This window comes from Rhizobium sp. AC44/96, from assembly GCF_001692185.1.
In the GTDB taxonomy this organism is placed as follows: domain Bacteria; phylum Pseudomonadota; class Alphaproteobacteria; order Rhizobiales; family Rhizobiaceae; genus Rhizobium.
Map to the genome: position 1 here is coordinate 19,536 of NZ_LXKO01000014.1, position 14,955 is coordinate 34,490.

The window sequence follows — 14,955 nt, forward strand, 5'->3', positions numbered from 1 at the left end:
GATGAAGTCAACTTGAATGATCGGTTCACGTCTTCGACCTGCACTGGGCCGCTCCTCCCAAGAGCCTTCGAACGCGACAGCAATCTGTTTACGATGTTCTAGTATTTTCTTGAATGTCACGGGGATGAGATACCGGGACGTATAAATTGCGAGGAGCTGCATTCGTGTTGCGTCGCAGCTTCTCGTGTCGGCGGCCAGCGACCACCATCTTTACGAGTCGTTCGAATTTCTCCCTAACCCGAGGCGTGAGCTTGCGATTGGCCTAGGTCGCGACCTTTCAAGCGCGACGGCAGGTTGATACTGCGGCGTCGTGACAACCATTCGAGCGCATCGGCCAGTCTCGCTCCAAGAAATCAAGGGCATGGGAGATCCTGCTGAAGGACTTGTCCAAGCCGGCCTGCAGCGTGATCCCACCGGCCTCGTCCAACAAACACTGGCCGGGTTGAGCCAGATCCCCTGTCAGAAGCGAAGTCCCCCAGACGACTGATACGACGCGCGTACACATCCCGAAATGGCGATCTCAATCGTGACGCCACAACCGATTTCTGCTAGAGAACGCTCAATGGCCAGGTCATACACGTTCATGGCTCGCGAGACGGACCGGTTCGCGATGCGTTGCGAGGTCGAAGGTAGCTGGATGGTGTCGGATGTCTTCACCGGCTGGCCTGCCGAGCATATGGGGCGCCCGCTTCAGGGATTGGATGAGCGGACGGCCACAAACTTGTGTACTGTCGTCAATGCGCTCGACAAGCATCGCCGAAGACTTGAAAGCCAGGAGCGGGAGGACCTCGCCTCCGTCACGGTCGCGGTACAGGATACGCGGGCAAACCCCTTCCGTATTGTCGGAGCCGTCCTGTCATGGCTCATTCGTCTTTGTGTCAATTCATAATGACCGTTCCAAGGGGATGTAGTGATTGCATAGATAGGAGGCCGGCGGGTTAGCAGCCACGCAAAGCGTTGCTGCAAAATGCGTTCGGGAAGAGGCCCCGGATCGCATGCTGTAGAGGATTGCCCCGTGCCGACGGTTATCGGGACTGGACTGTCGTTCGAAAAGGTCGCTGGGATCTTGCTAGCAAACACCTGCGGTACCTTCAACCTGAAGATTCTAGGGTGGCTGCGACATGGGCTCTCGATAAGAACTGGATCGACAAGTGGCACGACTTCTGAAGCGGACACGCGCTCTGAAGGGCTATGATCTTGCTGGCTACGAGGTTGAGTGGCGACCGACAGTGAAATTTCCGCAGCATTGGGACGGCTGGACGATGCGGAAAAGCGGATGATGATCGCGCTTGATGATATTAGTAGGAAGTCAGGGCCAAGACCGTTCGTCTTGGCGCGGGACGCTCTCTGCGTCGAGATCGAAGAATTTCGGTTGGCTACCCAAGTATAGCATTGCTTTGGGCGGTGTCATCAGGTCTCGTCCACTGGACGGCTTGGGTGGCGCCGCAGCCGATCGCCCTCGTTTCCAGTTTCTCAGTGCCAGGCAATTACCAAAGCCAAGGCAATGATCACAAGAATCGCGACTAAAAGCCTGCCAACGAACAGCACCACACCCGCAGCGGTGCTAATGGCCAGATCGTACCTGAACCATCGGACCTGAGCCAGGCCATACCAGATCGTAGCGACTGCAACCACCCCGATCCCCGCCGCCAAACCAGATTGATGAGGAATGAGGATAAGGTCCAAACCGAAGCCCGCGAACAGCACGAAAAGCGATGCAACATAACACTGGCTGTAGAAAGGAGGTCGCAATGTCTCCCTGGTCAATCTGATTTTCTTCCTCTTCACCAGCGTGACGGCCATTACCAAGGGCAAGACGCCGGAAATCACGCCACGTGCAGCAGGAGATTGGCGGTTGATGAAAGGAGCGCGGGAAGGGCTGCGTCCGCATAAATCGAGGGAAGGGCGCTGGAAACCGCATGTGCGATCAGAAGGGTAAGAAGGAGATTCAGGACGATCGGCGAGCTCGTCATCAGCATATTGCATCATCCGGAAGGGGCCGACGCTCGAACGCCACATCGTGATCCGATAAAAGACAAGCCACGACACCATCTCATAGAGAAGCTCCTCGAGCAATTTAAGCAATTTCATGAAGTCCATTACCGTCACCGTCTCTACCCGGCGGCACTTTGCCCCATCGCTCGCTGTTGGCGCTGGCCTCGGCAGCACGGTTGGCTCGGTAGCAGCATCGGACTTGCAGCCATTCCGGGCATGGCGGGATATTTCTCAGGCGTGGTACAGGCGCCAATGACGGCCTTCGTCATCATTCTCGAAATGACCGGCGATCACCATGCGGTGATCCCGATCATGGCGGTGTCTATGATCAGCTATGTGACGTCACAACTTCTCTCCCACGAGCCGCTCTACCACGGTTTGTCACGCGTGTTCATCGCTGCGGCGATCCGCGTGAAGCGGACAGCAGGGTGATACGTGGCTGACGCTGTATGGCGATCTGTCCCGTCGTGCTGGCCTCATAATTGCGAGGCTTAACGCAACCCAGAGACGGCACGGCTCGGTCAAGCAGGAGAAGCCCTTCACCCGGCATGGACTCCAAAAAGCGTGAGAGAAGGAGACCCCACGGTTCGCAGAGCCGTGAGGTCTGCGAACCGCAATTTCCTGAGCTAGCGTTGCAACCCTGCCTTAAACTGCCTGCCCGGCAAGTCGCTCGATTGCATCGCGGCCGACATCAGTTCTTCGTGGGTGCGCAGTCCGCTGTTGAAGAGCCGGGCGACGACGACGGTCAGCTTGCCGACCGAGGCAGGATCACCTGAAAGGTTCAGGTCACTGGCTATATTCCTCACCACACTGGCACATAGCCGCGCCTCGTCCTTTGAGGGAAACGATATCGTACTCATCATTCGTCTTGCTGTGCGGCCCCGCTCTTTAGTCAGGGCGGGGCCGCTCGATTGCCTTAGAAGTCCATGCCGGCGCCGGCGGGGATTGCCGGTGCGGCGTCCTTCCTGGGTTTTTCTGCGATCATGGCTTCGGTCGTCACCAGTAGGCCGGCCACCGACGCTGCATCCTGAAGTGCGGTCCGGACGACCTTGGCGGGATCGATCACGCCCTGGGCGTAGAGATCGCCATATTCCCCGCTTTGCGCGTTCCATCCGTAGGCGAAGTCGGTTTTCTCGCGCAGCTTGCCGACGACAATCGACCCCTCCGCGCCGGCGTTCTCGGCGATCTGGCGCACCGGGGATTCGATAGCGCGCCGCACGATGTCGATGCCGACACGCTGGTCCTGGTTGGCCGTATCAAGATTGTCGAGTGCGGTGACCGCACGCAGCAGCGCAACACCGCCTCCTGGAAGAATGCCCTCCTCGACGGCGGCACGCGTGGCATGCAGAGCGTCGTCGACGCGATCCTTCTTCTCCTTGACCTCGACTTCCGTCGAGCCGCCGACACGGATGACGGCGACACCGCCAGCAAGCTTGGCAAGGCGCTCCTGCAGCTTCTCGCGATCGTAGTCGGAGGTGGTCTCCTCGATCTGGGCTCGGATCTGGGCGACGCGACCGTCGATCTCGGCCTTGGAGCCGACGCCATCGATGATCGTCGTGTTCTCCTTCTCGATCGCTACCTTTCTGGCGCGGCCAAGCATGTTCAGCGTCACGTTCTCGAGCTTGATGCCGAGGTCCTCGGAAATGACCGTGCCGCCCGTCAGGATGGCGATGTCTTCCAGCATGGCCTTGCGGCGATCGCCGAAGCCCGGAGCCTTGACGGCAGCAATCTTCAGGCCGCCACGCAGTTTGTTGACGACGAGCGTTGCAAGAGCTTCGCCTTCGACGTCTTCAGCGATGATGAGGAGCGGCTTGCCCGACTGCACCACGGCTTCGAGAACCGGAAGCATCGACTGGAGGTTGGACAGCTTCTTCTCGTGGATGAGGATATAGGGGTCCTCGAACTCGACGCGCATCTTCTCGGCATTGGTGACGAAGTACGGGCTGAGATAGCCGCGGTCGAACTGCATGCCCTCCACGACTTCGAGTTCGGTTTCAGCGGTCTTGGCCTCCTCGACGGTGATGACGCCCTCGTTGCCGACCTTTTCCATCGCTTTGGCGAGATAGCGGCCGATCTCTTCGTCGCCATTGGCCGAAATGGTGCCGACCTGGGCGATCTCCGAGTTGCTGGTAATCTTGCGTGCGCGGGCCTTGAGTTCGTTGACCACAGCATCGACACCAAGGTCGATGCCACGCTTCAGGTCCATCGGGTTCATCCCCGAGGCCACCGCCTTGGCGCCTTCCTTGACGATTGCCTGGGCAAGCACCGTTGCGGTCGTCGTGCCGTCGCCAGCCAGATCGTTGGTCTTCGATGCCACCTCGCGCAGCATCTGAGCTCCCATGTTCTCGAACTTGTCTTCCAGCTCGATTTCCTTGGCGACCGACACACCGTCCTTGGTGATGCGCGGCGCACCGAAGGACTTGTCGATCACGACATTGCGTCCTTTCGGACCAAGCGTAACCTTCACGGCATTTGCAAGCACATCAACCCCACGCAACATGCGTTCCCGGGCGTCGCTATGAAACTTGACTTCTTTCGCAGCCATTTCCTTAACTCCTCTATAGGCAGCTATTGTTGACTGATCGTTGGTGATCGCGGCCTGTTCAGGCGGCCTTTTTGTGATCGATCCGGGCCTCGATGATGCCCATGACGTCGCTTTCCTTCATGATCAGCAGGTCTTCGCCGTTGATCCTGATCTCGGTCCCGGACCATTTGCCGAAAAGGATGCGATCGCCAGCCTTGACGTCGAGCGCCAGGATCTGGCCGGCATCGTTGCGCGCGCCGGGGCCGACGGCGATGACCTCGCCCTCCTGTGGCTTCTCCTTGGCAGTGTCTGGAATGATGATGCCGCCTTTGGTCTTTTCCTCAGACGCAACGCGGCGGACAAGAATGCGGTCATGAAGCGGTCGGAACGACATGTTTTCCTCCGTTGGACAAAAAAGATGACGTTGATCCCTGACCGGGCCCCACGAGGTCCCGGCGGGTGCGAACCTCGATCGAGCGTTCGCGGCGAAAATTTATTTTTGCGATTTTTCGATTTCAAGAGGCGAGAAGAAAAAAATTATCAGTCCGCTCTCTGCTCCGGTAACCGTTTGAAAAGTAGCAATAAAACAAATTTGACTGTGCTGATGTCCGCTGGCGGCCAAAAGTTTTCGCGTCGCCCTCCAGTCGTCACGAGATGCAGATGAGACATCTCGTCCCATCGGGTCTCACAAACCCGCTCGACGGCTGGGACCTCGTCGCCGAGAAGATCTGCCGGCGAAATTCACCGACACTGAATGGGGTCTGAAACGACATGTGGCAGAACTTTCTCTTCTTCCTCTAGACCGCCACCTCACTCCGGTTCTGGCAAGTCACTTTCTGCGATTAAACGCCCGTCGAGGCTACGCAAAAAATTTTTCTGGGCGGTCTTGAAACCGGGATTTCCAAAACCAAATCGTTTCCCGCCGGCCGCTGTGGACGGGGCTGGCTACGCTGGAAGCGCCAACTTTCGGCGCTCCGTACCCATGTTGCTTCAAGGAGGATATGGCTATGGCAACATCTTATGACTACGCACCGTTGTTCCGCTCGAGTGTTGGTTTCGACAGGGTCTTTGACCTTTTGGAAAACGCCCAGCGGGCTCGCTCGACCAACGATTGGCCACCATATGACATCGTCAAGACCGGTGACGACAACTACCGGATATTGATCGCTGTTGCCGGTTTCACGCGAGATGACATCGACATCACTTTCCAGTCCAATCTCCTGACTGTGGCCGGCAAGAAGCCTGAAGGGCAAGCTGAAGCCTATCTGCATCGCGGTATCGCCTATCGCCCGTTCGAGCACCGCTTCGAGCTGGCCGACCACGTCAGGGTAGATGGTGCTGATCTCAGCAACGGGTTGCTGTCGATCGAGCTCGTTCGAGAAATTCCAGAGGAGATGAAGGCTCGCAAGATTCTGATCAAGAGCGCGACGCTAGTCGAAAAGCCTACATCCCCTGCGCAGATCGAGGCGCACAAGGCAGCATAGCTGCGGTCAAGGGGGCGCCGTGGCCGCGGCGCCCGCCAACAGTCCGGGTTGGAAAGGAGAGTGTCATGAAACCCGATATGTTCAGAAAACCCGTATCGATTCTCGTCGGTCTTGGCTTTCCGGCGGAGATCCGCTCTGTCCTCGACGCATACCGCTATTTGTGCGAGTGGCCTTCTTCGTCGAGAGATACCGCCCATTCGATCGCCCTGAAGGCGTGTTCTGCGGCGCTGCGTGGTGAAATCGAGGCGGAGACCGCAAGGAGTCTCTTCACTGTCTTCGCCGAAAGGCATGATCTGCTCGCGCCTGACACAGGGGTTGTTGCGGCCTCTCGATTGGGACGTGACCGAGATCCTCACGTGCGCTGAGGTGTGGCGATGATGAACGACGTTTTAACGCGGGTCGTCAACGATGTTGCAGCAAAGGGGCCGGCCGTTCTGCTGCCCTCAAACGTCCGGTTCCGGCGGCCACTCGACGTTGTCAACCTGCATTCGCTGTCCGCCCATGACAAACGTGCAATACTGGCGGCTTGGGCGTCGGACCTCTATGCCATCGAATCCAAGCCTGCTCTGCGTCGGATTCCCGGAACGCCGGTACCGGTCACGATCGATGAGGTCCAGGCCGCGCTCGGGGAACTTGACCGCCGATACGGTATCTGAAGTCGAGGCGATGTCTGGCCCGGGGCTCGGTGTGCTGGCCGGCTCGACAGCCAGTCGGGTGAAGACGACAGATGGGCTTGGAGGAATGTTCTCCAAATGCTGACCTTGCGTCGCGCAAAAAGATCCGGTCAGCATTTGGTGCTTTCGTAACAAGCCCGTCACGGTGTCCTTCGCCGCACTGGGATCGTGACATCTGCGCCAGACCGTCAAGGCGACAATACGGTTGCTCCGATCGAACATTCTTGCACGCGCCTCCCTGACCTCTAGTTGGGTCTGTGTCGTGTTTCAGTGTTGATTAAACGTTTCCCCCGCGGGCGTCATTGACGACGGGGGAATGTTCCATACCGACGGAAGCGGCGAGGGTGTCACCAGCTCGATCGAAAGACGCGTCGGGAGCCTGGAGGCGTTTCTCGTCGCGATCCAGGACCTCGCATGGCGGCGTCCGGCAACTCCTCCTCCTCGGGCAATGCGATCGAGAAGGGCTCGAACGCATCATGGCGGATCAGCCGAAATCATCTGCCCGGCGGCGTGAGAGCCTGATGGATACGAACGAACAGGCCATTAACGACCAGGAGAAAGAGCATTGCTCCAATGCCGACTAGACATGCGGCCATGCCCGAACCCCTGCAGCCCCGAACCCCACCTGCGATAACATATCAGCATTGCATAACAAGTCGTATGCGTGTGCCCAAAACAGGATCATAAGGCGCGGAGCTGATGCAATCAGGATCTTTGTTATGGATTGGGTCCCTATAGTCTTCGTTACGTTCAAGGCTCTCGTATTAAGCACGGGCATGTATTTCGCCATCAAGTGGCACTACGATCAACGGGGGAAGGCAAAGACAGGCGCGGTGCTACGCACGGGCGGCAAGATGGCCGCAGCCTTCGCGCTATTGCTTCTCGGCGTCGGGCTCTTGGCATTCGTCCTTAGCAGGATGCTGGGTTTGGACCTGAGCCTCCCCTGAGACATCGTGGATGTTCCGGGCCCGCAGAGACTGGGGAGGGCCGAGGACACTTCGGTTTCATTGGTCGCAAGGGGTGCAGCAAGAGCCACATGAAGCTAACGTCTGCTATGACGCATGTCGCCATCACCATCTCTGTTACGTCGGCTTTCTCCGACGTAACACAACCCATCACGTCAAGATGAGGTTCAAACGGCCTGTGGTAGTGATCCTCCGACACTAGTAACATAGCGTGCGCAGCATCCCTTCAAAATTTGGCTTGCTGCGACATCCTTCTCTTTCAGCCGAGTTTTTATCAGCAGAAGCATTTTGGACTGCAACCGATCGTGCGGTGGATGCGCTCTCGGTGGAGCACCCGGGGCATATGATGAAAACTGCAAGCACAATAGCGATCCTTTGCAAGGGGACCTCCTTGATTTGCCAAACCGCCATTCGGGGCATCCGCAAATTGTTTCCTGTCGATGCGAGTGCTTCATGCACGGGACTGGCTGCGGCTGTGATCTGATAACAGTCTGGCTGATACGGGCGCTGGCGCAAATTGGATGGCCTGCCGTACGATTTATTTAACACAGCGGGCGATCAAAGGGATGGGACCGCGATCAAGCGGTTGCCGCACGAGCGACGGGATGCAGAAGCAGGCATCGATAGCCTCGAAAGTGCGAATCCGGGATTTTGGTAGCACCAGACACTGTTTCGTGTGCGGTTCGCAGTCGCCACACCCCCACTTGCCCCTCCGTCTGCGGGCGCGCGGCTTGTCGTCAGCTCACAATGTCCCTTTCGAGCCCGAACGTCGATTGTCCATCAGCGATGAGAGCGCTCCGACGACTGCGTCTCGGCTGAAGGGTTTGCGAACGATCGGAACGCCTGCCAGTTCTTGCGGAAGGTCCGCCCCTTCTCCGTATCCGGTTGCAAACACAAACGGCGTTCCCCTCTTGCGCAGCTCCTCGGCGACCGCGAAGGAGTTCGTCTGGCCGAGGTTGATGTCGAGGACGGCAAGGTCCGGCGGACTGATTTCGATCTGCGCTATTGCCTGTTTGACGGAACTGGTGGTAGCGACCTTCAAAAGGCCTGCATCGGCAAGCATTCCCTCCAGATCGAGGGCGATGAGGATCTGGTCCTCGACAATGAGTATCGACGGATCAATTGCACCGAGCCTATTCGTCCGCGCGGTATAGTCCGTCATGCCTGCTCTTGCGGCTGGGCTTGAGGCGGCGAGTTTGATATGCGGCGCCGGGATCTTAAAAGTTGCTTCCAGTCCAGCGGGTTCGAAACGTATCGAACTCTCGCCATTCAGATCGTAGGGAACGCTCCGCTCGATCAGGGCACTGCCAAAGCCGTTGCGGGACGGAACATGTACGATGGGGCCGCCGTGCTCGAGCCACCGGATTTCGCAAGCAGTTTCCCCGACCATCGTCCAGGCGATTTCCACCGCGCCCGTGGCCACGGAGAGGGCGCCATATTTGGCGGCATTGGTGGCGAGCTCGTGAACGACCAGCGCCATGACGGAGAAAGCGCGGCTGTCGAGCCAGACCGGCGGCCCGGAAAGGCGGACGGTCGATGCTTTCACCCTATAGGGCTGAAGTTCAGCCTCCAGCAGATCAGCCAAAATGCCGCCGCCATCGCCCCGAACGACCTGATCGTGGGCAACCGAAAGGGCCTCGATACGGCCCTGCAGGGTGGCGACGTAGTCCTCCAGCGTGCTCTTGTGATGCTGCGGGCTTTTCACGAGCGACTTGATGACGGCCAGGATGTTTTTGACGCGATGGCTGAGCTCCTGGTTCAGCATGCGCTGCCGCACCTCGGACTTGTGCCGTTCGCCGGCCATCAGTTCATTTTGGCGCAGCACGATCTCGACGATGGAAACCCGTACTATTTCCGCAATTTCCCGCTCAGCCTCCGTCCAGGCCTGGGACTGACCCTTTACCGTTTCCTTCCAGATCGCGAAGCTCTTGCGTGGGGTAAGCCGATCACCAAGGGGGCCTGTCTCATAAGTCTTGTCGGGATTACCCGCCCAGTCCAGGGTCTGCACGAGTTCTCTCCGGAATACTAGAAGGCAATCCGAGCCCGCTTGCGAGAGCGGAATGGCGAGCAGGCCGGACACACGGTCGCCATAGGCGCCGGCTGCGGGCAACCTCTGGGACAATGCATGGGTTGCCCATATCCGGCCGTCGCTGACGGTGCCGATGAAATCGAGAAGGAGGGGAATTTCGTTGTCCGGCGGGGTAACGCCAAGACCGGTCCACTGTCCGTCGAACATCAGCCCAAGACCGTCATTCGGCAGGAGGCGGGAGAATTCCCGTAGGCTCTGGCGCAACAATTCGCCGACATCATCGTGATGAGACGAAAGGATCAGGAAACGGTCAAGGGCCTCCCGGGTGCCGGCAACCGCGGCAACGCGCCGGCGCTCCTTCAGGGACTTGAGATGCAGCGAGAAGAATTCGCCAAACACCTCCATCGCCACGCGTTGCGCCATGGGCAGGGCACGCGGCGAGTAGTGATGGCAGGCGATCAGCCCCCACAGCTTACCGTCCAGGATGATCGAGATCGACATGGAGGCAGCCACGCCCATATTGCGTAAATACTCGCAGTGGATCGGCGAAACGCTGCGCAAATGCGCGAAGCTCAGATCAAGCGGTTCGCCTGATGCGTCCAGCACGGGATTGACCGGTACGCGCTCGCCGCTGGCATCGGCTATGATGCGTATCGTATTCTTCAGATAGAGCATTCGCGCCTGCTGCGGAATATCGCTCGCCGGAAAATACTGGCCGAGAAAGCTCTCGAGGTCGGCGCGTTTTGTCTCGGAAACGACCTTGCCCGAGCCATCCTGCTCAAAGCGATAGATCATCACGCGGTCGTAGCCGGTTGCGCCGGCAACGATCCGGCACGCTCGCTGCACAAGGCGATCGACGTCGGCGATGTCGCTGATGCGGCCGATCATCTCGCGCGCGATATGCAGCGGCTGGCCTACCGCCGGGGCCGGCTCGAACTCGATGATGACGGTGGACTTGTAATGATGGATGGCGATGTCGAAGGCATGCCCGTTACATGTCATGTCCAGCAGCAGGGCAGGTCGCGACGCGGTCGAAGATGTCATCAAGGCGTTTCGCAGGTCGTGCAACAGTTTATGTCCAACCACGTCCGCGACGCTGCGCCCGACCGGGTTGGCGTCGTGCCCCAGAATCATCGGCGCGTTTTCGGACGCCCTTTCGACCCTTGTCAGGTTGCTGTCGCATGCGATCAGGCATCCATGAGACTGAATGCTGCCTGGGATGTGGATTGGCTCACGGTCGCAAGTATTAAGATCGACATGTTTATTGGACAAAGAGCAGTTCACTTTCAAAGCATTGTATCGCGAGGGCAAAGACGGCATTGGCTGTCGCGGCTGCTCGCTCGACGTCAAAGTCCGCAGTTTCGTCTAAGAGTACGAGAAACGAGTGCCAATGCGCTATATCATTTGACATAGTGGCGAGATGGCGCGCGCCGAAATCCTCGTCAAGGCCGATTTTTGCGGCCCGCTGCCGGAGCAGCCGCGCGCCAAGCGTGGAGCCTTCAAGGACGTAGAGTGCGCCGAGAAGGACGCTACGGTCATTCAGGTCCATATCGCAGCGAATCTGTTGAATGGCAGGTAACCCAAGATCGATGGCATCGCCGGCAAGCGATCGCGCAAGCGCTGTTGGCCGCCACGACCAGCCCGCGGGCCAGGCGACACGCCGCAAGGCTCCATCCATCGCGGCTCGGAACGCGCTCAGTCCGATCAGATAGCGCCGATAGTCGTCAATCGTATCGAATCCCCCGACAACGGCGTCCAAACGCTCGTGTGCCGTCTGCGTACGTTTCCTGAGTGCAAAGCGTCGTTCATTACCGGTCAATCTTTCCTCCAACTTGGCAACGCCATCTTTCCCAACGCATTACCAGCACTCGATGTTCAGATTGGGCGCCCTGTCGGAAAACTGGCGCTGCGGTCAGGCCGCCGAAACCAGCACCGCGAGAACTAGGGCGTAGCGGATTGCGAGGCAAGCCGTCCTTGACAATTGGCGGCGGTCCGGGACGCGAGGGGAGGGTGACTGCGCAACGACCCGCTAATCGTTGGCTCAAAAAGCGCTCGACCGCCCTGGTGCTTCCTCAGACAGTACCCGCGACCCGTCTGAGTGTCCGCCGCACGGGACGTTCGCTGAACGCCGGAGGGGGTTGCCCATGGGGGCCCGTCCGTCGTCGTCTCACCCCAGGTCGAGTTCGATGAGGACGGGCGCGTGATCGCTCGTGCGCGGCCAGCCTCGAGGCTCCCGGCGCACGGTTGCGCTGCGAAGCATCGGCGCGAGGTCGGGCGACAGCAGGAGATGATCAATTCGCAGTCCAGCGTCCCGCTCAAAGGAGTTACGCCAGTATTTCCAGAAGGTGTAGATGCGCTCGCCTGGATGGAGATGGCGAACGGCATCGGTCCATCCCTGCGCGACGAGCTTGGCATAGGCACTGCGGGCCTCGGGTCGGAAGAGTGCGTCATCTCGCCAACGCGCAGGATTATATACGTCGAGCTCGTTCGGCATGACATTGAAATCGCCAGCAAGGAAGGCTGGGACCTCGAGTGCCAGGAGTTCGGCCGCATAGTGATGGAGCCGACGGAACCATCGAAGCTTGTAGTCGAATTTGGGTCCGGGCGCCGGATTGCCATTGGGAAGGTAAATGCACCCGATGAGGATGCCGTTTACCACGGCCTCGATGTAGCGGCTGTGGCTGTCGTCCGGCCCTTCTGGCAGCCCCCGCCTGGTCAAGATCGGTGTAGTCTCGCGCGCCAGGATCGCAACGCCGTTCCAGCTCTTCTGGCCATGCCATATCGCGCCATATCCAGACCTCTCGATTTCCCGGATCGGGAAATTCGCGTCCTCGGTTTTCAGTTCCTGAAGGCACACCACATCGGGGTCGTCCTCTGCCAACCATCGAAGGAGGATTGCCAATCGGCCATTGATGCCGTTGACGTTGTAGGTCGCGATCTTCATGGGCGTCCTGCGACGACGTCGCCAAGTCGACCACGAAGGCGTTGGCATGCTGCATTTGCGGCCCAACTGCTCAAACGCGAAAAGCTGCGACGAGACACGGCAAGCCTATTGGCGTCGAGCTGAACGTCGTGCTTACCGACCGCCGGGAAAGCTCTGCTTCTGTCGCAGATCATCGAGTTCCTGGCTCTGGTCTGTCCTATGTTCGCGCGGATCGTGGCGTTCATCAACAGTCCGCTGGTGACCGGTCGGAAGCACGTCATCCACGATATCATCAGGGAGTTCCTCGCGCAGTTCATATGAACGCACTCCCGAAGAGGTCGGCTCGGTCTTGCGAACGTATCGTCCATCGCCGGTCGCCGTGCCCGTGGCTGCGTCAATATCGAATACATCTTCGCGAGATGCAGCGGCCTGTTGTTCACGCGCACCCCAGCCCTCTGTCCTCCAAAGGTCGGCCCGCTCGTCCAGGTCGATGGCGCCTTCGTCATCGAGAATCTCGTGCGCTGTTTCATAGGTCTTTTCGTCAACGGAGGCAGAAACGAGAAAGCCGCCGCGACGAAGACCCTCGGCATAGAGCGACCGGTCGTCATCTGGGAAAAGCCAGTCTCCGAGCTTCACCCAGAAGCCGGTGCTGTCTGGAGCGACTGGCGTCCCCTCGGCCTCGTAGCCCGGCAACAGTCGTACATCGGCAACACCCGCTTTCTCAAGCCGTTCGATGGCCGCTTCAGCCTCGCTTCGACGATCGAAGAGAGCTGTCAGCGAACTCCTAGCGCTGTTTGCGACTAGGGCACCCGAGCGATTATTGTCGAGGTTGGTCATGGAAGGATACTCCTGCTTGGTATCTCAGGATAAAACGACCTCTCGCACACAAAGTTCCCGGCGCTGCCGAAGCCGTTCAAGTGAGCGGGAGCTTGTCAGCATGGAGAGATCTCCCATCGCAGCCCTTTCGATCTCTCAACGATACGGGACCGGAACTTGTGTCGCTCCATGGGCGGTGCTCTTCGATCGGCCCCATCCGATGCGTTCTTTGAAACTGCCCCAGCGTACCGCTCGTTTTTCCTCGTTCCAGTCGAACAGGCGAGCGAATTTTAAGATCGAAACATCCTGGCCAAAGCAAAGCCAAGTCTGGAGGCGCTGGGAATAGAGCTCGTTGCGGAAGGCCCCGAGCGAAACGCTATTTTGCGTGTTTGCCGACACAGGCAGGCAGGGCGAAGCATCTACCGATCACGCTGCTGTTAAAGCGATAGAAGGATTGGCCATCTGCTGAATGGCGTTTACAATTGCGTGACGAAGAGGCGACAGACCATCTTGATAATGCGCACTGTCTGCTCCACGAACGCATGTTCTCGACCTGAAGGTTGCGCTACCGCTATCGCCGCCCTCACTGCTGGTCCTGAGAGCTTATGTGATCTGATGCTTCCTCGATCGACCTGGCCCTGGCATCCAGAACATCGAAGAGCGTCGAACGCAGGTCAGTCGAGCTTCCGGTTGCTTGCACCTGGTCTATCGCCGCCGCCAGGACACTGTGACCCTCCGAAGTTTCCACGTCTACCTGATGAGCCCGGCACCAAGCTTGCACAGCATCGAGGATAGCGGCCAAGTCGCCTTCCTCCAGCGTCGTCAAATATTGAAACATGACTAGCCCTCCGCTTTTACGGCAGGAGCCCAAATGATCTCTCAAAGCAGTCCTGCAGATGAAATCCGGCCCGATACTAATTGTACACTAACTATTGGGCACCCTGCGATTTGGTCTGCCATCGTACCGATCAATGGCGGTACGCGACGGAGGTGGCCCTTCCACGAAGCCCACTGCGACAGCGTCGTGAACCAGCCACATCTTGCGATGACGTCGGCGAGCGCTCTCGGGGACAGAAGAGGGTGACCAAGACAGGGGTTGCAAACCGGTGCGAAAACTTCGGGATTGCAGCAGTCATCCGGCATGAAGACACCTGTATGAAAAAGGCGCGGTGTCTCACACCCTCAACGGGTCGAATACACCAATAAAATCAAGGCAAGGAGGATGCCACCAGAGACCAGGCGTGGCCCGGCAGACGGTTTTTGCTCGATGGCCCTTCCCATTTCCAGGATATGCGCGATCTCGTCGACTTCAACGCGCAGTCGCGCGAGCTCCTCCTGGGAATAGGAGAGTGCGGACTCCAAGCCAGCCTCTTCAAATCGTGCGCGTGACGGCGGGTTGCGGGTCTGCAAGTCGTCGTCTTCCAAAGACATCCAGCCGTCCCGGTTCTGTGATCCCTGCATCGTGCCACCTTTGCGAAACACCGCTCTTGCGGGAGGCGATTGTCATGAATCCCGGCCCGAAGAAGCATCGCTTGATACATTCGA

General features: G+C 58.7%; 16 protein-coding genes and 1 pseudogene. 6 read left to right on the forward strand and 11 right to left on the reverse strand.

Features of this window, described 5'->3' with window-relative positions; genetic code table 11:
- Positions 1 to 277: 277 nt before the first annotated feature.
- Positions 278 to 505 (reverse strand): DUF982 domain-containing protein, encoded by a 228-nt coding sequence (locus tag A6U87_RS30675; RefSeq protein WP_083199358.1) that lies wholly within the window; start codon positions 503 to 505, stop codon positions 278 to 280.
- Between the two features lie 57 nt (positions 506 to 562).
- Here A6U87_RS30675 and A6U87_RS30125 point away from each other — a divergent pair, with 57 nt between their 5' ends.
- Positions 563 to 889 (forward strand): hypothetical protein, encoded by a 327-nt coding sequence (locus A6U87_RS30125; protein ID WP_065691646.1) that lies wholly within the window; start codon positions 563 to 565, stop codon positions 887 to 889.
- 584 nt (positions 890 to 1,473) lie between these two features.
- Here the strand turns inward: A6U87_RS30125 and A6U87_RS12765 are convergent.
- Positions 1,474 to 2,100, reverse strand: coding sequence for a permease (locus A6U87_RS12765; RefSeq protein WP_244499481.1), 627 nt, complete (start codon positions 2,098 to 2,100; stop codon positions 1,474 to 1,476).
- A gap of 28 nt (positions 2,101 to 2,128) precedes the next feature.
- Here A6U87_RS12765 and A6U87_RS29270 point away from each other — a divergent pair.
- Positions 2,129 to 2,427 (forward strand): annotated as a pseudogene (locus A6U87_RS29270) (chloride channel protein); the annotation flags it as partial.
- 194 nt (positions 2,428 to 2,621) lie between these two features.
- Here the strand turns inward: A6U87_RS29270 and A6U87_RS12775 are convergent.
- The 3 genes from A6U87_RS12775 to A6U87_RS12785 are packed head-to-tail and all read right to left on the reverse strand — an operon-like array spanning position 2,622 to position 4,913.
- Positions 2,622 to 2,855: a hypothetical protein gene (locus tag A6U87_RS12775; RefSeq protein ID WP_065692189.1), complete on the reverse strand. Its 234-nt coding sequence runs from the start codon at positions 2,853 to 2,855 to the stop codon at positions 2,622 to 2,624.
- Positions 2,856 to 2,911: 56 nt separating this feature from the next.
- Positions 2,912 to 4,540, reverse strand: coding sequence for a chaperonin GroEL (groL, locus tag A6U87_RS12780; protein ID WP_065691648.1), 1,629 nt, complete (start codon positions 4,538 to 4,540; stop codon positions 2,912 to 2,914).
- 58 nt (positions 4,541 to 4,598) lie between these two features.
- The gene (locus tag A6U87_RS12785) at positions 4,599 to 4,913 is read right to left on the reverse strand and encodes a co-chaperone GroES (RefSeq protein ID WP_065691649.1); all 315 of its coding nucleotides are present in this window, start codon (positions 4,911 to 4,913) and stop codon (positions 4,599 to 4,601) included.
- Positions 4,914 to 5,526: 613 nt separating this feature from the next.
- Here A6U87_RS12785 and A6U87_RS12790 point away from each other — a divergent pair.
- From A6U87_RS12790 to A6U87_RS12805, 4 genes are all read left to right on the forward strand, one after another.
- Positions 5,527 to 6,003 (forward strand): Hsp20 family protein, encoded by a 477-nt coding sequence (locus A6U87_RS12790; RefSeq protein WP_065691650.1) that lies wholly within the window; start codon positions 5,527 to 5,529, stop codon positions 6,001 to 6,003.
- Between the two features lie 65 nt (positions 6,004 to 6,068).
- On the forward strand, positions 6,069 to 6,368 hold the full coding sequence (locus tag A6U87_RS12795) for a DUF982 domain-containing protein (RefSeq protein WP_065691651.1): 300 nt from the start codon (positions 6,069 to 6,071) through the stop codon (positions 6,366 to 6,368).
- Positions 6,369 to 6,377: 9 nt separating this feature from the next.
- Complete coding sequence (locus tag A6U87_RS12800) at positions 6,378 to 6,659, forward strand: hypothetical protein (protein WP_065691652.1); 282 nt, start codon at positions 6,378 to 6,380, stop codon at positions 6,657 to 6,659.
- A 737-nt stretch (positions 6,660 to 7,396) separates the two neighbouring features.
- Positions 7,397 to 7,624, forward strand: a complete 228-nt coding sequence (locus A6U87_RS12805; RefSeq protein WP_065691653.1) for a hypothetical protein — start codon at positions 7,397 to 7,399, stop codon at positions 7,622 to 7,624.
- 760 nt (positions 7,625 to 8,384) lie between these two features.
- Here the strand turns inward: A6U87_RS12805 and A6U87_RS12810 are convergent.
- The 6 genes from A6U87_RS12810 to A6U87_RS12835 all read right to left on the reverse strand — a co-directional run bounded on the left by A6U87_RS12810 (position 8,385) and on the right by A6U87_RS12835 (position 14,871).
- The gene (locus A6U87_RS12810) at positions 8,385 to 10,991 is read right to left on the reverse strand and encodes an HWE histidine kinase domain-containing protein (RefSeq protein WP_065691654.1); all 2,607 of its coding nucleotides are present in this window, start codon (positions 10,989 to 10,991) and stop codon (positions 8,385 to 8,387) included.
- On the reverse strand, positions 10,933 to 11,490 hold the full coding sequence (locus A6U87_RS12815; protein ID WP_141683947.1) for a biliverdin-producing heme oxygenase: 558 nt from the start codon (positions 11,488 to 11,490) through the stop codon (positions 10,933 to 10,935). Before A6U87_RS12815 ends, A6U87_RS12810 begins: the two co-directional genes overlap by 59 nt.
- Before the next feature lie 348 nt (positions 11,491 to 11,838).
- A complete protein-coding gene (gene xth / locus A6U87_RS12820; RefSeq protein ID WP_065691656.1) occupies positions 11,839 to 12,615 on the reverse strand; it encodes an exodeoxyribonuclease III in 777 nt (258 codons plus the stop codon).
- A 132-nt stretch (positions 12,616 to 12,747) separates the two neighbouring features.
- Positions 12,748 to 13,431 carry a hypothetical protein gene (locus A6U87_RS12825; protein ID WP_065691657.1) on the reverse strand — a complete coding sequence of 228 codons (684 nt, stop codon included), beginning with the start codon at positions 13,429 to 13,431 and terminating at the stop codon, positions 12,748 to 12,750.
- Between the two features lie 562 nt (positions 13,432 to 13,993).
- Positions 13,994 to 14,248, reverse strand: coding sequence for a hypothetical protein (locus tag A6U87_RS12830; RefSeq protein ID WP_065691658.1), 255 nt, complete (start codon positions 14,246 to 14,248; stop codon positions 13,994 to 13,996).
- A 344-nt stretch (positions 14,249 to 14,592) separates the two neighbouring features.
- The gene (locus A6U87_RS12835; RefSeq protein WP_065691659.1) at positions 14,593 to 14,871 is read right to left on the reverse strand and encodes a hypothetical protein; all 279 of its coding nucleotides are present in this window, start codon (positions 14,869 to 14,871) and stop codon (positions 14,593 to 14,595) included.
- Positions 14,872 to 14,955 lie beyond the last annotated feature (84 nt).